The following is a 17,519-nucleotide window of genomic DNA, read 5'->3' on the forward strand; positions in this document are numbered from 1 at the left end:
GCCAAGTAACAGCCTGCTTCTTTGTGAGAAAAAGAATAAAAAATAATTTATGCAAAAGTATTGTAATCTATCCGTAATTATTGTAACATTTGTAACATAAGAGAAAGAGATTTTGAAGGAGTGAACTACAATGAAAAAATGTCTTCTATTTCTAACAACGATTGCACTTATTCTGACTTTAAACACAAATGCATTTGCAAAAAACACTTCAGGCGATTTATCACAAAAACAAGCACTGCAGCTGGCATTATCAGCAAGAGAGCATTTTTGGAATACAATGAGCGGCCACAATCCAAAAGCGAAAAAGGCAGTTTGCCCATCAGGCACATTTGAGCATCAAAACCTTCAATATGTGTACATGTGCAGTGATCTAGGCACGAAAGCAAAAGCAGTGAATTACTTAACACCTATTTTCACAAAAACAGCAATCGAAAAAGGCTTTAAAGACTACCACTTCACTGTTTCAAAAGGAAAACTTGCAGTTCCGATCGGCGACGGAGATAACCTTTTAAATTGGAAAAAATCAACTGCTAAACGAATCTCTAAAAAAGGCGGCACAATCACTTACGAATTTACCGTTCCAACTTTAGACGGGTCACCTGCAGCGAAACGAAAAGTGACATATGTAAAAGAAAAAAATAAATGGAAGGTCAATCAATTTGACGCTGTTATATAATGAAAACGCCCGGCTAAGCGGGCGTTTTTTGGTCTAAAGAAAGATGATAGACGAAAAAGCTCGTTGTCTATTTCTCCTATTCATTATGCAATTTATATACCATTTCCTCCTCTAACCTTTTGGGAATAATAATATATCAGATAAACAATCAGAAAGACGAAAGCTGCGGCAACATAGTATAACCGCATCGCCAAGAAAGGAGCAAAATTCGCTATGACCACCAATATAATGATGCTTATTCCATACAAGCTTATAAAGCGTAGTAAACTAAATGACTCTCCACTTATCTCCTCAAAAAAGGGCGCTTAACGCACTCTAAGGCTGCCGAGAAAACCTCGACAGCCTTAAAGAATCCCCTTATTCTTTTGAGATCTCGGATAGTTTTTAAAAGTGATTTTGTCTACACAGTATATCAACCTTTACGTCGTCTCCTTCTTCGGCTTTCCAGCTGTCCATTTAGATCATACATTCACACACGCAAATAAGTCTGGATGCAATTGAATGACTATCATTACGTTTAACGAGTGCCCTCCCTTAAAATGTTTCTTTCTTCTAACGCTTGTGTGCACCTGAAAACTTTTGTGGTATACAATTGTTAAAATAAAAAGCACCCCGAAGGATGCTTTTTGATAGACTTTATTTCGCTCTTACATCAAATTGCGTTACAAGTCGCATATTAATATTTGCAATACGCTTACCATTCTCATACTCATACCAATGTTCACATTCTTGTAATTCTTTTATAAGTGCCTTCTCAGATTCTGCATTTACTTTAGCTGTTCTTACATTTCCATTGTCAAACCAAAAGTCAACTACAATGTTCATAAACTTTCACCTCTTCTTTTATTATCAAACAAGAGATCTAGAAATGTAACAGTTTGCAAAATTTGTCGAACGATTCTCTATTCCTCATTAGGTTTATTCTAGTGCAAATAATGTGTAATAAGAAATCAATTCACATCGTTTTCTACCGTATTCTTGTTCAACTGAAAAACTCCTATAAACACCAAAAAACCCTTGTTTTACAAGGGTTTTAAAGCTTTATGAATCTGAACCCATCTAATTTTAAAAACGCTCTAGGAGAGATTCGAACTCCCGACCTGCAGTTTAGGAAACTGCTGCACTATCCGCTGTGCTACTAGAGCTTTTGTATTTATATAGTAGCTCCGATAATGAATATTTTCAAGAGGTTTGTTTAAAGCCCTCCAAAAACCTTATACGCCGCCCTTGTTGTATCTTCATCAATACCGATATATCGCATTGTAATCGAGGGTGATGAATGATTCATGATTCTCTGCAGCTCGGCGATATCTTTTGTCCGCTGGTAAAAATGATAGCCAAACGTTTTCCGCAACGTATGCGTCCCTATCTCCTCAAGTCCGCACGCTGCGGCGGCTTCTCTTAAAATCCTGTAGGCCTGAATGCGGGAAATCGGCTTCCTGGTCCGAACAGATTTAAAAAGATATTCGTTTTCTTTCATATCTTTCGTATACTCGTATATTTCCTGTTTCAACGACTCTAAGATCAGAATCTTTCTTTTCTTTTTCGTTTTGCTTTCAGTTGCCCATAAATGGTCTTTGTTTTTAACATCCTTCACTTGCAGCGGCAAAATATCAGAAATGCGGAGCGCGCTGTTGATGCCGAAAATAAACAAAAAGTAATCCCGTTTGTTTTTGTTTAGCAAATACTGTTTTACATCTTGAATTTTCTCTAAACTGCGAATCGGCTGTACAATATGCATCGAAAAACTCCTTACAATCCATTATGTAACGTATTGAGGTCTATGTTACTATTATAGCTGAAAAACGTTGAATGTCAAAGTACGGCGGCTTTTATGTAACATAATATACATAGTGTTACATAAGCGGGTAAGAAACGTTCGAAACGCCCCTTCCGATAAAACGACATTTAAAACCTCATATAAAGCTTTTAACCTCTATGATACCTATTGCTCTAGGTATTATCTAAAAACCTCTTAAAACAAAATCTGAAGCTTCCATTTTTCTGGTGTATCTAAAAACATATACAAAAAAAGACACAATTTGAAATTGTGTCCTAATCTTCATCCTTTACATCAATATCTTCTGGGATCGGTTCATTTAATATTTCCTGGACGAGTGCTTTGTAATTCTCCAGCTGTTCGAGATGGGTTTTGAACTGCCCCTTATAAATCAAATATTGCTCACCATCATGAACGGCCCTGATTTTTCCTTCGAGCACCAAGCTTTTAATATAATCCTCTGAAAGATTTGCATAATCTGCTGTTTCTTTAATTGTTAAATACATATAGGTGTCCTTTCTAATTCGTAACTGCTTCTAATATAGCACATGGCCTATGCCGATATAATCAATTTTGCACAGAAAAACGGGTTCATGTTCTATATGATCTTATTTGTACCCACTGTTCCAAAACGTTAAAGTTTCATAGATGGTCTTGAGATACAAGGAATCGCCTTCAAGCCTTTGATGTAATTGATTTTGGCTAAAGATGCTAATGTTGATCAGACAAAATGTAACTCCTTCCCATTGTTTGTGAAGTCTCGTTCAAGTTCCAGCAGTCGCGTTTTCATTTCCATCCCGCCGCGATAGCCCGTCAGCGATCCATTTTTGCCGATAACACGATGGCACGGAACGGTAATGAGGGTCGGATTTGCTCCGATAGCCCTTCCAATGGCCCGAACCGCAGTCGGTTTTTGAATTTGTTGAGCAATTTCCGAGTAGGATCGAGTTTGACCGTACGGAATGTCACATAATGCCTTCCAAACGGCTTCTTGAAAAGGTGTGCCGTGATAAAAGATGGGAATGGTGAACCGATTGAGCTTGCCTTGAAAATAAAGAACAAGCTCATCTGCAAAGGGTTGCAATTTTTCGTCATCTCGAATGAGGTCGTTACCAGGCAAGTAATAATTTGCCCATTTCCCCAATTCTTCGAATGGCTGATTTTGCGATCCAACAAAACATATACCATTATGTGTTGCGGCAATGTACATCTTCCAGTTCTCATAAGAAAACAAGGACCAATAGAGAGAACTGCTTTTTTTAGGTACCATTTGAGTATGTCTCCTTTAGGTTTTGTTTTTGCTGTCTACGGTAAGCTTCCGGCGTTTCTCCGGTTTTCCTCTTAAACAGCGTGATAAAATATGGTGTATTGGAAAGCCCGACAGACTTACCAACTTCAGAAACCGGGTCATCAAAAGTGGCCAATAACGTTTTTGCTTTTTCTATACGAACATGCTGGATGTAGTCCACCGGGGTCATGCCTTTGATTTTTTTAAAGGTTCTATGCAAGTGATAAGGGGTTCCGTGACTCAGAAGCGCAAGGACGTCAAGCGTCAACTTTTCGTCGCAGTGGCGATCCACATATTCAGTTATGAAAGCAATCCACTCCTCATCAGGCGATCTTTGCCCCGTTGGCTTGCACCGTTTGCAAGGGCGAAAATGTGCAGCTTGTGCTTGATCAGTATATTCAAAATAGCCAATGTTTTCTCTTTTAGGTACTCTCGATTTGCAAGAAGGGCGACAAAAAATCCCTGTTGTTTTCACCGCATAAAAAAATTGGCCGTCATAAGAAGCATCATTATGGACAATAGCCTGCCATTGTTCATCAGAAACAGGAGAGGGCAAAAACAGCTTGTTAGAATCTGGTTGTTGATTAGTTCGGTTCGGATTCGCTTTCCAATTGTATGTCATTTTGAATCACCTCTAGCTTCAGTATAAACCCGGAAACCCTCAAAGCAACTTATTGAAAGTATTTTAGAATGTAACAGCAAGATAACGAAATGAAAATGAAGAGTTGTTATGTAATCATACATAGTCTGTTTCATATGATTGGAGAGGGTCAAAAATCTACAGCACGTATGACGTTTGAATTCAACTGGTCACCAGAGCCATTTGACAGTTTAGAGAGCGAGCCTTTTACAACCCTTACGTTCTTTTAGTAATAAAGAACCCAATTTGATTAGCGTAGGTTTTTTCTGAGGTGCTGGCGGGGACGGCTCATCTCCATATAATCAATTTTGCACAGAAAAACGGTGGAATGTTCTTTATAATATATCATTTGTCACTTGTGAAACCACTGTAAGTTTTTTACGCTAAGATTGTAACATAACAGCTTCATATAGGAGGGAGAACATGAAAAGAACGTGGAACATTTGTTTAACAGCGCTGCTTAGTGTTCTGTTAGTCGCTGGAAGTGTCCCTTTTCACGCGGAAGCTAAAAAGCCGCCCAAAAGCTACGATGAGTACAAACAAGTAGATGTAGGGAAAGACGGCATGGTTGCCACCGCCCATCCTCTCGCTTCGGAAATTGGTGCTGATGTACTGAAAAAAGGAGGAAATGCCATCGACGCGGCGGTTGCCATCCAATTTGCACTCAATGTAACAGAGCCGATGATGTCGGGCATTGGCGGCGGCGGTTTTATGATGGTGTATGATGGAAAAACTAAGGATACAACGATCATTGACAGCCGCGAACGCGCTCCGGCAGGCGCCACACCCGATATGTTTCTCGATGAAGACGGGAAAGCGATTCCTTTCTCTGAACGTGTGACAAAAGGTACTGCCGTTGGTGTTCCGGGTACGCTGAAAGGGCTGGAAGAAGCTCTGGATAAATGGGGAACCCGTTCAATGAAAAAATTAATTACCCCTTCTATTAAACTCGCTGAAAAAGGCTTTCCAATTGATTCTGTGTTAGCAGATGCCATTTCTGATTATCAGGAAAAGCTGTCGAGGACTGCCGCAAAAGATGTATTTTTGCCGAATGGAGAGCCGCTTAAAGAAGGCGATACCCTGATTCAAAAGGATTTGGCCAAGACATTTAAGCTGATTCGCTCCAAAGGCATTGACGCTTTTTATGAAGGAAAATTCGCCAAAGCGCTTTCTGGCACTGTGCAGGATTTCGGCGGATCAATGACGGAAAAAGATTTAGAAAATTACGACATTACAATCGATGAACCGATTTGGGGAGACTACCAAGGCTATCAAATTGCAACAACCCCTCCTCCAAGCTCTGGCGGCATTTTCTTATTGCAAATGCTGAAGATACTTGATGATTTCAACCTTTCACAATATGATGTCCGCTCATGGGAAAAATATCATCTGCTTGCTGAAACGATGCATTTGTCTTATGCCGACCGTGCGTCTTACGCAGGTGATCCTGAATTTGTAAATGTTCCTCTTAAAGGCTTACTTCACTCTGAATATATTAAAGAGCGCCAGCAATTAATCAATCTAGATCAGGTCAATAAAAAACCGAAAGCCGGTGATCCTTGGAAATACCAAGAAGGATCCGCAAACTATAAGCAAGTCGAACAGCCGGAAGACAAAGTAGACGGCCAAACAACCCATTTTTCAGTTGCCGACCGCTGGGGAAATGTTGTGTCCTATACGACGACAATTGAACAACTATTTGGCACGGGTATTATGGTCCCCGATTACGGCGTCATATTAAATAATGAACTAACGGATTTTGATGCGGTTCCAGGCGGTGCTAACGAAGTTCAGCCGAACAAACGGCCTTTAAGCAGCATGACCCCGACCATTTTATTTAAGGATGACAAACCTGTGCTTACCGTCGGATCTCCTGGCGGGGCCACCATTATTTCATCCGTATTGCAAACCATCCTCTATCACATCGAATACGGCATGGAATTAAAAGCAGCTGTTGAAGAGCCAAGAATTTACACAAACAAGATGAGTTCCTATCGTTACGAAGACGGGGTTCCTGCAGATGTTCTCAGCAAACTAAACGGCATGGGCCACAAGTTTGGCACAAGCCCAATAGATATCGGAAACGTACAAAGCATTTCCATCGACCATGAAAACGGCACCTTTAAAGGTGTAGCTGATTCAAGCAGAAACGGCGCAGCGATCGGCGTTAATTTAAAACGGAAATAAAAAGAATAAACTGTACTCGCTTTAATGAGTACAGTTTATTATCCGAGTGGGGAAAAGCGCAGCAACGAGGTGCTGTGAAGACCTCCCGCTGAGTTCACTTCATTGAAAAAATAAAGCTGCTTATCGAAATTATAATGAAAGAAAAAGAGAAACCGGCTGGCAAACAGACCGGTTTCTCTTATATAATATCCCCTTTATTTACGGAAGAACTGAACTCCCCATCAAATATCGATCCACTTCACGCGCCACTTCACGGCCTTCATTAATCGCCCATACGATTAAGCTTTGGCCTCTTCTTGCATCCCCTGCGGCAAATACGCCATCGATATTAGTTTGATAATCCCCATATGCTGCGCTGATTTTGTTATTTACAGAATCAACACCAAACTGTTTCAACAGCGGCTGTTCTGTGCCTTCAAAGCCGATAGCGATGAAGACAAGCTGAGCAGGCCATACTTTTTCCGTTCCAGGCAGCTCGCGGAACTCGTATTTTCCGTGCTCATTTTTCACTTTTTCCATTTGAATGGTATGCAGCTCTTTTAACTTGCCATTTTTATCTGCAACCAATTTTTTCGTTTGAATCGAGTATTCCCTCGGATCTCTTCCGAATTTTGCTTCCGCTTCTTCATACGCATATTCAAGCGTAAAGACGTGCGGCTGTTCAGGCCACATATTGTCATTTGTGCGGGCTGGCGGAAGTTTCGGGTGTTTTCCGAATTGGTGTACGCTTTTGGCTTTTTGCCGCAGAGCAGTAGCAACACAGTCAGCTCCTGTGTCTCCGCCTCCGATTACGATGACATCTTTCCCTTTGGCATCAATGAATTGCTTGTCTTTAAAGTTAGAATCTAGATAGCTTTTTGTTGCAAGTGTCAGGTAGTCCATCGCATAATGGACTCCTTTTGAGTCGCGACCTTCAATTAATAGGTCCCGCTGTTTTTGAGCGCCAGTGCACAGAATCACAGCGTCAAATTGCTCCTTCAGCTCATCAGCTGTAATGTCAACGCCGATTTCTGTGTTCGTGACAAAATCAATTCCTTCTTGCGTCAGCAATTTAACCCGGCGTTCTACAATCCCCTTCTCAAGCTTCATGTTCGGAATGCCGTATGTTAAAAGACCTCCCGCTCTGTCTGAGCGTTCAAAAACAGTGACGGAATGCCCCGCTTGATTCAGCTGGTCAGCACTCGCCAGTCCGGCTGGGCCTGAACCAACAATCGCCACTTTTTTGCCTGTTCGTTTTTTAGGAATTCGAGGCTGAATCCAGCCGTTCTCAAATCCTTTGTCGATAATGGTCCGCTCGATGTTTTTAATTGATACGGCCGGGTCTGAAATGGCTAATGTGCATGATCCTTCACAAGGAGCGGGACATACCCGCCCTGTGAATTCAGGAAAGTTGTTTGTTTTTAGAAGGCGTTCTAATGCTTCTTTCCATCTGCCCCGGTAGACAAGATCATTCCATTCAGGAATTAAGTTGTAAATCGGACAGCCGGATGTAAATCCGTTAATGTCCGCACCTATCTGGCAAAACGGTGTACCGCAATCCATACACCGCGCCCCCTGCCGTTTCGATGCTTCTTCTGAAAAAGGAGCAGAATATTCTTTCCAATCCTTTAAGCGAGTGAGAGGGTCCCGCTCAGCAGGTTTTTCTCGTTTGATCTCCATAAATCCAGTTGGTTTCCCCATTTTCCTCTCCCCTTCCTTACTGCACTACCGCTTGTTTTTGTCCCGATGTTGCTGTATTTTGCTTTGGTTTCGTGTTGGCTTCAAATGCGAACATTACGGCTTCTTCATCTGATAACCCTGCAGCTTTTTGCTCTTCGATACTTGCGAGCATTTGTTTGTAGTTTTTCGGAATGACTTTGACGAATTTTTTCACACTGTCTTCCCATTGATCAAGCAGGTCTGTTGCTTTTTGGCTGTTTGTATACCCAGCATGTTTTTCAAGCATGGCTTTGACATGCTGGATTTCTTTTTCATCCTCTAGTGATTCAAATAAAATCATTTCAAGGTTGCATTTGCGTTTAAACGCTTTTACATCTTCAGCGAGAACATAAGCGATTCCGCCGGACATACCTGCCGCGAAGTTTTTGCCTACATCACCGAGTACGACAACACTGCCGCCAGTCATGTATTCACAGCCGTGGTCGCCGATACCTTCTACCACCACATTCACACCGCTGTTGCGAACGGCAAAGCGTTCACCCGCACGTCCGTTAATATATGCTTCACCGCTTGTCGCACCGTAGAACGCCACGTTACCGATAATGACATTATCATCAGACGCGGAATGGAATCCTTCCGGTGACTTGACGATAATTTTTCCGCCAGAAAGCCCTTTTCCGACATAATCATTTGAGTCTCCGTCCAAATAAAGCGTCATGCCTTTAGGGACGAAAGCTCCAAAGCTTTGACCGGCTGATCCGGTAAACTGCAGCTTGATCGTATCCTCAGGAAGCCCTTCTTCTCCGTAGCGTTTTGAAATTTCACTGCCTGTTATCGTTCCGGCTACACGATTTGTATTGTTAATGTCGATAGAAACATCTGCATTTTTTCCAGTCTCGATGGCTTTTTGTACGGCCGGGAGAATCGTTGTAATATCGAGTGATTGATCAATTTTATGATTTTGCGGCGATTGGAATGTCCGTATGCCTTCAGGCTGATAAAGCAGGGTAGACAAATCAAGCTGGCTTGCCTTCCAGTGCCCCTTCGCCCGTTCACTCACATTGAGTACGTCAGTGCGGCCGATCATTTCATCAAATGTCTTGAAACCTAACGCAGCCATATACTCACGAACTTCTTCAGCAATGAACAACATATAGTTCACAATATGGTCGGGATCTCCCATGAACTTTTTGCGAAGCTCTGGATTTTGTGTCGCTACCCCGACAGGACATGTATCCAAATGGCAGGCACGCATCATGATACAACCGAGTACGACTAACGGAGCCGTTGCGAAACCGAATTCCTCAGCTCCTAGCAAGGCAGCCATCACAACGTCACGGCCCGTCATGAGCTTTCCGTCTGTTTCTAATACAACACGGTCGCGGAGTCCGTTCAACATTAATGTTTGATGTGCTTCCGCGAGACCAAGCTCCCACGGAAGCCCTGTATGTTTAATACTGGTTTTCGGAGAGGCACCTGTACCTCCGTCGTAACCGCTGATCACAATAACATCTGCAGTCGCTTTGGCAACACCAGCAGCAATTGTGCCTACGCCTGCTTTTGATACCAGCTTCACGCTGATTCTGGCGTCACGGTTGGCATTTTTCAAATCGTGGATCAGCTGGGCTAAATCCTCAATTGAATAAATGTCGTGATGCGGCGGCGGTGAGATTAATCCGACGCCAGGTGTTGATCCGCGAACATCAGCAACCCAAGGATATACCTTGTTGCCAGGAAGCTGCCCGCCTTCACCTGGCTTAGCGCCTTGCGCCATTTTAATTTGCAGCTCATCTGCATTGACCAGGTAATGGCTTTTGACACCGAAACGTCCGGATGCAATTTGTTTGATCGCGCTTCTTCTGTCATCGCCGTTTTCATCTGGAACAAAGCGTTTTGGATCTTCTCCGCCCTCACCGCTGTTGCTTTTTCCGCCAAGACGGTTCATTGCGATTGCTAAAGCTTCGTGTGCTTCCTTACTCAAGGATCCAAATGACATGGCACCCGTTTTAAAGCGTTTGACAATCGATTCAGCAGATTCAACTTCCTCCAATTTCAGGGGCTTGCGGGTTTCGTCAAATCCGAACAAATTCCGTAAAAATCCAATGCGTTCTTCATCAGCCGCTTTTGTATATTGTTTAAATAAATTGTAATCATTTTTGCGGCACGCCCATTGCAAGGTATGAATTGTTTTTGGGTTAAACGCGTGATGCTCACCGCCGTTTCTCCACTGGAAGTCACTACCGGGTTCAAGCGTTTTGCTGTAATCATCCTGATACGCTTCCCGGTGGCGGCGCTGTGCCTCTTCCGCAATTGTTTTCAAGTCGATGCCGCCGAGCTGTGATGCGGTTCCTGTGAAATAGCGGTCAATCACATCACGGCTAATGCCTACCGCCTCGAAGATTTGGGCGCCCCTGTAGCTTTGTACAGTTGAAATCCCCATCTTGGACATGACTTTGACGACACCTTCAGTAATGCTTTTCCCATATTTGCTGACCGCTTCTTCATAGCTAATATCCAAACGGCCTTCATCAATTTCCTGCTTGTAGGTTGCATATGCGAGATAAGGATTAATCGCATCCGCACCATATCCGATTAATGCTGCAAAGTGATGCACTTCTCGCGCTTCTCCCGATTCCACAATAATACTGGTTTTCGTACGCAGCCCTTTGCGGATCAAATGCTGATGCAGCGCGCTGACTGCCAGAAGCGGCGGAATGGGTGTTAGGCGTTCGTTCATTTTTTTGTCTGATAAAATTAACAGGCTAACACCTTGGCTGATGGCTTTCTCAGCCTGTGTGAACATCTCCTTCAATCCGCGTTCAAGGTCCTCAGAGAACAGCACATCGATTTTTTGGCTTTTTAAATCCGGATGAACAATCGTTTTTAATGCGTAAAATTGTTCGTTTGATAAAACAGGTGTATACAGTTTAATCCGGCGAACGTTTCGCTCACTCGGGTGAAGAAGGTCGCCTTCTGCGCCAAGCCAGGTCATTGTAGAAGTTACAAGCTGCTCACGAATCGCGTCGATCGGCGGGTTCGTTACTTGTGCAAACAGCTGCTTAAAGTAGTTAAACAGTGATTGCGCTCGGTCTGACAGGACGGCCAGCGGCGAGTCATTCCCCATTGAACCGAGAGGATCTTTGCCTTCTGTGATGACAGGAATTAAATATTTCTGGACATCTTCATATGTGTATCCGAATGCCTTCTGACGAGTCAGAAGGTCTGCAAACTGTTCTTCCTCTCTTGTTTCCGGGTCAGGATTCACTTGGACAAGCTCTTCTTCAAGCCACTTTTGGTACGGGTACTCAGTCGCAATTTCTGTTTTAACTTCTTCATCTGTGATAATACGGCCTTTTTCCAGATCAATTAAAAGCATTTTTCCGGGCTCAAGGCGGTTTTTATATAAAACGTTTTCCTGTTCAACTTCAATAACGCCTACTTCAGATGAGAAAATAATATAATCATCTTCGGTTACATAATAACGCGCCGGCCGGAGACCATTCCGGTCAAGGATTGCGCCGATTTGTTTACCGTCAGTAAATGAAATGGCTGTCGGTCCGTCCCAAGGCTCCATTAGAGAACTATGGTACTCATAAAACGCTCTTTTTTCCTTAGACATATGCGTATTTTCCGTCCACGGCTCAGGAATGAGCATCATTGCGGTATGCGCCGGTTTGCGGCCAGCCATCACAAAAAACTCAAATGCGTTATCCAAAATGGAAGAGTCACTGCCGTCAGCATTCAAAATCGGCAGAATCTTGTTTAAGTCCTCCCCGAAGCTTTCAGATACAAATTGCTGCTCACGCGCGCTCATCCAGTTGATGTTTCCCCGAAGGGTGTTGATTTCACCGTTGTGAACCAAATAGCGGTTTGGATGCGCTCTTTCCCATGTAGGGAATGTGTTTGTGCTAAAGCGTGAATGAACAAGCGAAAAAGCTGATACAAACGCTTCATCTTGCAGGTCAGAGTAAAACGCATCAACTTGTTCAGGTGTTAAAAGCCCTTTGTAAACAATCGTCTGGCTTGAAAGACTGGCAAAATAAAAATCAAGACCTTCCGTTACTCCCCAGTTTTCAGCCTGCTTACGAATGACATACAATTTTCGTTCAAAAGACAAGTCATCCTTCAGATCAGAACTTGCGCCAATAAATACCTGACGGACAAACGGACAACTTTTTTGCGCTACTGTTCCGATTTTTCCGACATTTACAGGTACAGTTCTCCATCCAAGAACGGCTTGGCCTTCTTGTTCAATCAGTGCATTGATTTGCTTTTCGATTTTTTTTCTTTCTTCTTCCTTCTGTGAGAAAAAGACCATTCCTACCCCGTAACGCCCTTTTTCCGGCAGATTGATGTCTTTGCACGCTTTTCTAAAGAAAGCATCAGGGATTTGAACCAGTAAGCCGGCTCCGTCTCCTGTATCCGGATCACTGCCTTGGCCCCCTCTGTGGTCTAGCTGGCAAAGCATCTTAAGCCCTTGTTTGACGATGTCATGAGTCTGCTTGCCCTTTAAGTGTGCATATAGGCCGATTCCGCATGCATCATGTTCAAATTCAGGACGGTAGAGACCTTGAGCTTTTGGCATTTGATTGTACGTCATAATTCCTCTCCCCCGATCAATTTCCGATAATACCGGTCATAAAATCTAACACTCTATAATCATTGTAGGTTTTCAAAACGATATAAACAATATATAATTTAGATCAAAAGAATCTCAAAATGAGATAGATGGATGTGAGACAAACATGGAGCTGCGCCAACTGCGTTATTTTATGGAGGTAGCTGAAAGAGAACACGTTTCAGAAGCCGCGGATTATTTGCATGTGGCCCAATCAGCAATCAGCAGACAAATTGCTAACCTAGAAGAAGAATTAAATGTGACTTTATTTGAGCGCGAAGGGAGAAATATCAAACTCACACCGATCGGAAAAGAATTTTTAATTCATGTGAAAACAGCGATGAAAGCCATTGATTACGCAAAAGAACAAATTGATGAGTATCTCGACCCGCATCGCGGAACGGTCAAGATCGGTTTTCCCACTAGCCTTGCGAGCCAGCTGTTGCCGACTGTCATTTCAGCATTTAAAGAAGAATATCCGCACGTCGAATTTTTGCTGCGCCAAGGCTCCTATAAGTTTCTGATTGAGGCTGTCAGAACCCGCGATATTGATCTGGCCTTATTAGGACCGGTGCCGACAAATTTTCCAGACATATCAGGCAACATTTTATTCACAGAAAAAATTTACGCGCTAGTTCCATTAAATCATCCGCTTGCCAAACAAAAAACGGTTCATTTAATCGATTTGCGCAACGACCAATTTGTATTGTTCCCGGAAGGATTTGTGCTTAGAAAAATGGCAATCGATGCTTGCCAACAAGCTGGATTTGCTCCTCTCGTTTCTACGGAGGGTGAGGATTTGGACGCCATCAAAGGATTGGTTTCCGCAGGAATGGGCGTTACTCTTCTGCCGGAAAGCACTTTCGCTGAAACGACACCTCGTTTTACTGTGAAAATCCCAATTGAGTTTCCTCAAGTAAAACGGACGGTCGGAATCATTAAACCAAAAAACAGAGAACTTGCTCCGTCTGCGAATGATTTTTATGAGTTTGTCATTCAATTCTTCTCTAAACTAGAGCAGTATCAATAAAAAAGCAACCCGAGCTTCAATAAAGAAGCTTCGGGTTTTTTGCTCTTGTATCTGATTTTCATTAATAGACAGGCAAAGATAAATCCACATGGCAAACAAATGCTTCCTGATCAATGACTGCTTTGTTCATCAGCTCTTTTTTCTTGTCGGGTTCTTGAAGCTGTACAGAAGAATAATTGACGATTCCGAGGCCGATTTCTGCCCCTTGAGAATCCATTAGCCTGACAACTGATCCGTTTTTGAATTTGCCTTTAATCTCCTGTACACCATCCAGATATAAACTCGATTGCCCGTTCGTTATTTTTCGTGAATAATCATCTGATAAAATCATTTCACCTTCAGGGCCGGAATTAAAAGCAATCCACTGTTCCTTACGATTCAACGGAAGCGTTCCCTCTGCTTCAAAATAGGTGCCTTCCGCTTCTTCATGAACGGCTTGATATAAAATATTATCGGCATCTGCCTGACCAAGAAACCCTTTAATGCCGGACGCCATTACGATTTTAAATGCATCAAGCTTAGATCGCATGCCCCCGGTACCGACGTCGCTGCCTGTGTCACCTGCGCATGCTTCGATGTCGGGCGTGATTTCACTCACCCGCTGTATCCTTTTTGCTTCTGGATTTGTGCGCGGATTGCCATTATATAATCCGTCAATGTCTGATAAAATCACAAGCATATCTGCATCGATTAAACCGGCTACTTTTGCTGCGAGCGTATCATTGTCACCAAATTTGAGCCGATTAACGGTAACTGTATCATTTTCATTTATAATCGGGATAATGCCGCGTTCAAGCAGTACATTCATTGTATTCCGGACATTGTTATATCGATATTCATCAGAAAAATCGCTTCTCGTAATTAAAATTTGGGATGCCACATAACCATGGGCCAAAAACAGCTTTGAATATGCTTCCATCAGCAAGCCCTGGCCGATTGAAGCCGATGCTTGTTTTTCGGGAAGTTTTTCGGGTCTTTGGATAAATCCGAGCTTTCGATATCCAGCTGCCACTGCCCCTGACGAAACCAAAATGACTTCGTAGCCGGCGTCTTTGAGTTTGACGACCTGATCGACCAATGCTTCTAATTTTCGAATGCTGATTTCTCCATGAAGACTTGTTAATGAGCTGCTCCCAATCTTCACAACGACTCTTTTCATGTTTGTATCAGGCGTCACTTTACCACTCCTGATAGCGGGGCCGCTGTTTTTTCGATATCGTCGCTGATTTCCTTAGAACGCTCAGCCGCATGCTTAATGGCTTGAGAAATCGCTTCTCCGCCGCCGCTCTTTTTTAAGGCTTGCAGCCCGGCAGCTGTTGTTCCGTTCGGTGAGGTGATATTGTCTCTTAATACCTCGGGCTGTTCTCCTGTTTCCATGAGCATTTTTGCGGCGCCCAAAAGCGTCTGTGCGCCAATTCTTCGTGATAACTGTTTGTCGAGGCCCGCTTCCTCGCCTGTCTTTTCAATGAATTCCATTAAATAATAAAAATACGCGGGGCCGCTGCCTGCAATTCCGGTGAATATGTCCATTTGATTTTCTTGTATTGTGTAGACTTCACCCATGCATCCGAGCAATACTTCAGCAAGCTTTTTCAGATCTTCTGAGACATGCTTGCCAAGCGCAACGGCCGTTGCAGAAGCGCCAATTGTACTGGATGTGTTGGGCATCACTCTGACAACCGGCTGTTGATTAAGCAATGATTGTTCAATAAATGAGGTAGTTATGCCGGCAAGGACCGACAGTATTAATTGATGGGGTTGAATACGTGATTTAAGTGATGACAGAGCGCTTTCGGCGTCTTTTGGCTTCATTGCCAAAATGAGCACATCCATGTCTTCAATACATATTTCATTCGGTGCAGCACCTTTGATACCATATTGAAGCTCAAGTTCAGCTAATCGCTCTGTATTGCTGCGGTTTGTAACGCAGATGTTCTGTTTCGGGATTTTGTTGGCACGAACGATACCTGATATCATTCCTTCCGCCATAGATCCTGCTCCTATAAAGGCTACTTTTTTTTGATCAAAGATCGGTAACATCTCCTTTGTTCGCTTTTTTGTTCGCATTTTCACACGTTTAAAATGTTACCACGTGAGGAAATGATGTCAAGTAAGAAGGTCATCATTGATTTGTATTGTTTCTTTTCGACAAATATGTATACTGTGAAGCAAAACACCCAATAGACACTGCCGCTCTGGGTGTTTGTTTGTATTAAAAATTATCTGACAGCGCTTTTTCAATCAATTTTTTACAGCGGTCAAGCTCAACCTTCAGCTGTTTTTTATATAATTTGGCAGCTTCGTAATCTTTAAATTGATAGAGGACAACTTCCTGAAGCTTAGCCCCTTCTTTTTTTACTTTGATTTGCTTTAATATCCCATCATCAAGAAGCTCATGCAAAGAACGGTATACTTCTGTATGATTTGGCTTAAAACCTATTTCTTTAAATTCAGATCGAAGCACCTCAAGCAGCTTCAAGCCGTATAGCCTTTCTTGCTCTGTCATAGTGATCATATAAAGTTTTAAAAACGCGCGTTGTTTTACTAAAAAGCCCGTTGAACTCCTTTTTTCCTCTTTCATCACTTGCACTCCCTTCTTCTGATACTAAAAATATGATGTACTAAATATTCAATTCCCTTCTTTTGTTTTCCTTCTTCTATAAAAGACTGATATTGCAGGATTCTTGTATTTACTGTTTATAAGTGGAGTGGACTAACTAAGAATACATACTGAATATTTAGTACATAGTTTGTTTAGTTCAATTATATTCAAATAAAAAAAGCCTGTCAAAAGACAAGCTTCTCGTTTTACGGATTAGTTGACCACAATCCCGCTGTTTTGATGAAGATTCGCGGATCTAATTTCAATTGTGCCACCATGTATTCAGCAAGATCCTCTGGCTGCATCACTTTTTCAGGATTACCGTCTGTTAAATTCAAATCAATTGACATATCACTAGCGACAGTGCTCGGTGTTAGCGCGCTGACTCTAATATTATGCTTTCTCACTTCTTGCATAAGAGACTCTGTTAATCCGAGAACCGCAAATTTAGAAGCGCTGTAAGCACTAGTCACAGCTGCTCCTCTTTGGCCAGCTGTAGACGAAATATTAATGATGTCTCCGGCTTTGCGTTCGATCATTTCCGGTAGCACCGCGCGAGTGACATGATACACACCCATTAGGTTAACTTGAATAATATCTTCCCACTCATCAGCTGACAGATCTAAGAAACCGCCAAATTTGCTGATTCCAGCGTTATTAATGAGGATATCAATATCGCCAAGCTGTTCCTTCACTTGAGCTACAGCTTGATTAACCTGACCGGCATCTTTTACATCTGCAGCGGCAAATGCAGCTTTTACGCCAAGCGCTTTGACTTCTTCAGCCACTTTTTCAACATTTGCGGCAGTCCGGCCGATTAACCCGATATTCACGCCTTCTTTCGCAAGCGCAAGAGCGGTAGCGCGGCCGATTCCTCTGCCTCCGCCTGTGATAAGAGCGGTTTTATTTTGTAAACTTTGCAATTGAAGCACCCTTTCTTTGTTTACATATGTACGATATCACATTATAAGTACAATAGATCCAATACGCAAATCAAACGAATTATGCAAATATCATTTCTTCTGATTAAAAATGAAGA

General features: G+C 42.6%; 14 protein-coding genes and 1 tRNA gene. 3 read left to right on the forward strand and 12 right to left on the reverse strand.

The genetic code is table 11. The features are described from left to right. Positions 1 to 130: 130 nt before the first annotated feature. Positions 131 to 676, forward strand: a complete 546-nt coding sequence (iseA, locus tag M1D98_RS09660; protein ID WP_039074107.1) for a DL-endopeptidase inhibitor IseA — start codon at positions 131 to 133, stop codon at positions 674 to 676. Between the two features lie 636 nt (positions 677 to 1,312). Here the strand turns inward: iseA and M1D98_RS09665 are convergent. The 6 genes from M1D98_RS09665 to M1D98_RS09690 all read right to left on the reverse strand — a co-directional run bounded on the left by M1D98_RS09665 (position 1,313) and on the right by M1D98_RS09690 (position 4,366). Continuing rightward, positions 1,313 to 1,501 (reverse strand): hypothetical protein, encoded by a 189-nt coding sequence (locus M1D98_RS09665; protein ID WP_010330622.1) that lies wholly within the window; start codon positions 1,499 to 1,501, stop codon positions 1,313 to 1,315. A gap of 247 nt (positions 1,502 to 1,748) precedes the next feature. Further along, positions 1,749 to 1,821: transfer RNA gene (locus M1D98_RS09670), tRNA-Arg, on the reverse strand. A 50-nt stretch (positions 1,822 to 1,871) separates the two neighbouring features. Continuing rightward, positions 1,872 to 2,417 (reverse strand): site-specific integrase, encoded by a 546-nt coding sequence (locus M1D98_RS09675; protein ID WP_010330621.1) that lies wholly within the window; start codon positions 2,415 to 2,417, stop codon positions 1,872 to 1,874. 314 nt (positions 2,418 to 2,731) lie between these two features. Then, positions 2,732 to 2,962: an excisionase family DNA-binding protein gene (locus tag M1D98_RS09680; RefSeq protein ID WP_010330620.1), complete on the reverse strand. Its 231-nt coding sequence runs from the start codon at positions 2,960 to 2,962 to the stop codon at positions 2,732 to 2,734. A gap of 215 nt (positions 2,963 to 3,177) precedes the next feature. Next, complete coding sequence (locus tag M1D98_RS09685) at positions 3,178 to 3,726, reverse strand: methylated-DNA--[protein]-cysteine S-methyltransferase (protein ID WP_121642683.1); 549 nt, start codon at positions 3,724 to 3,726, stop codon at positions 3,178 to 3,180. Further along, on the reverse strand, positions 3,716 to 4,366 hold the full coding sequence (locus M1D98_RS09690) for an Ada metal-binding domain-containing protein (protein WP_435576632.1): 651 nt from the start codon (positions 4,364 to 4,366) through the stop codon (positions 3,716 to 3,718). Before M1D98_RS09690 ends, M1D98_RS09685 begins: the two co-directional genes overlap by 11 nt. A gap of 441 nt (positions 4,367 to 4,807) precedes the next feature. Here M1D98_RS09690 and ggt point away from each other — a divergent pair, with 441 nt between their 5' ends. Continuing rightward, positions 4,808 to 6,571: a gamma-glutamyltransferase gene (ggt, locus tag M1D98_RS09695; protein ID WP_435576631.1), complete on the forward strand. Its 1,764-nt coding sequence runs from the start codon at positions 4,808 to 4,810 to the stop codon at positions 6,569 to 6,571. A 198-nt stretch (positions 6,572 to 6,769) separates the two neighbouring features. Here the strand turns inward: ggt and gltD are convergent, their stop codons facing one another. Continuing rightward, positions 6,770 to 8,251 carry a glutamate synthase small subunit gene (gltD, locus tag M1D98_RS09700; protein WP_010330616.1) on the reverse strand — a complete coding sequence of 494 codons (1,482 nt, stop codon included), beginning with the start codon at positions 8,249 to 8,251 and terminating at the stop codon, positions 6,770 to 6,772. 16 nt (positions 8,252 to 8,267) lie between these two features. Further along, positions 8,268 to 12,830 (reverse strand): glutamate synthase large subunit, encoded by a 4,563-nt coding sequence (gltB, locus tag M1D98_RS09705; protein WP_121642686.1) that lies wholly within the window; start codon positions 12,828 to 12,830, stop codon positions 8,268 to 8,270. A 145-nt stretch (positions 12,831 to 12,975) separates the two neighbouring features. On the opposite strand from gltB, the gene gltC reads away from it, so the two are divergent. After that, positions 12,976 to 13,878, forward strand: a complete 903-nt coding sequence (gltC, locus tag M1D98_RS09710; protein WP_121642687.1) for a glutamate biosynthesis transcriptional regulator GltC — start codon at positions 12,976 to 12,978, stop codon at positions 13,876 to 13,878. A 61-nt stretch (positions 13,879 to 13,939) separates the two neighbouring features. On the opposite strand, the gene proB is transcribed toward gltC, so the two are convergent. The 4 genes from proB to M1D98_RS09730 form a co-directional block, all read right to left on the reverse strand. Next, complete coding sequence (gene proB, locus M1D98_RS09715) at positions 13,940 to 15,055, reverse strand: glutamate 5-kinase (RefSeq protein WP_121642688.1); 1,116 nt, start codon at positions 15,053 to 15,055, stop codon at positions 13,940 to 13,942. Beyond that, positions 15,052 to 15,945: a pyrroline-5-carboxylate reductase gene (proC, locus tag M1D98_RS09720; protein WP_082246380.1), complete on the reverse strand. Its 894-nt coding sequence runs from the start codon at positions 15,943 to 15,945 to the stop codon at positions 15,052 to 15,054. Before proC ends, proB begins: the two co-directional genes overlap by 4 nt. Before the next feature lie 145 nt (positions 15,946 to 16,090). After that, complete coding sequence (gene rtp / locus M1D98_RS09725; protein ID WP_003220337.1) at positions 16,091 to 16,459, reverse strand: replication termination protein; 369 nt, start codon at positions 16,457 to 16,459, stop codon at positions 16,091 to 16,093. A gap of 227 nt (positions 16,460 to 16,686) precedes the next feature. Next, on the reverse strand, positions 16,687 to 17,403 hold the full coding sequence (locus M1D98_RS09730) for a 3-ketoacyl-ACP reductase (RefSeq protein WP_268523844.1): 717 nt from the start codon (positions 17,401 to 17,403) through the stop codon (positions 16,687 to 16,689). Positions 17,404 to 17,519 lie beyond the last annotated feature (116 nt).

It is taken from the genome of Bacillus sp. K7 (assembly GCF_053903245.1).

What these genes read in the sequence shown, in the direction of transcription:
- iseA (WP_039074107.1), top strand. Translation starts at nt 131, where the DNA reads ATGAAAAAATGTCTTCTATTTCTAACAACGATTGCACTTATTCTGACT.
- M1D98_RS09665 (WP_010330622.1), bottom strand. Translation starts at nt 1,501, where the DNA reads ATGAACATTGTAGTTGACTTTTGGTTTGACAATGGAAATGTAAGAACA.
- M1D98_RS09675 (WP_010330621.1), bottom strand. Translation starts at nt 2,417, where the DNA reads ATGCATATTGTACAGCCGATTCGCAGTTTAGAGAAAATTCAAGATGTA.
- M1D98_RS09680 (WP_010330620.1), bottom strand. Translation starts at nt 2,962, where the DNA reads ATGTATTTAACAATTAAAGAAACAGCAGATTATGCAAATCTTTCAGAG.
- M1D98_RS09685 (WP_121642683.1), bottom strand. Translation starts at nt 3,726, where the DNA reads ATGGTACCTAAAAAAAGCAGTTCTCTCTATTGGTCCTTGTTTTCTTAT.
- M1D98_RS09690 (WP_435576632.1), bottom strand. Translation starts at nt 4,366, where the DNA reads ATGACATACAATTGGAAAGCGAATCCGAACCGAACTAATCAACAACCA.
- ggt (WP_435576631.1), top strand. Translation starts at nt 4,808, where the DNA reads ATGAAAAGAACGTGGAACATTTGTTTAACAGCGCTGCTTAGTGTTCTG.
- gltD (WP_010330616.1), bottom strand. Translation starts at nt 8,251, where the DNA reads ATGGGGAAACCAACTGGATTTATGGAGATCAAACGAGAAAAACCTGCT.
- gltB (WP_121642686.1), bottom strand. Translation starts at nt 12,830, where the DNA reads ATGACGTACAATCAAATGCCAAAAGCTCAAGGTCTCTACCGTCCTGAA.
- gltC (WP_121642687.1), top strand. Translation starts at nt 12,976, where the DNA reads ATGGAGCTGCGCCAACTGCGTTATTTTATGGAGGTAGCTGAAAGAGAA.
- proC (WP_082246380.1), bottom strand. Translation starts at nt 15,945, where the DNA reads ATGCGAACAAAAAAGCGAACAAAGGAGATGTTACCGATCTTTGATCAA.
- rtp (WP_003220337.1), bottom strand. Translation starts at nt 16,459, where the DNA reads ATGAAAGAGGAAAAAAGGAGTTCAACGGGCTTTTTAGTAAAACAACGC.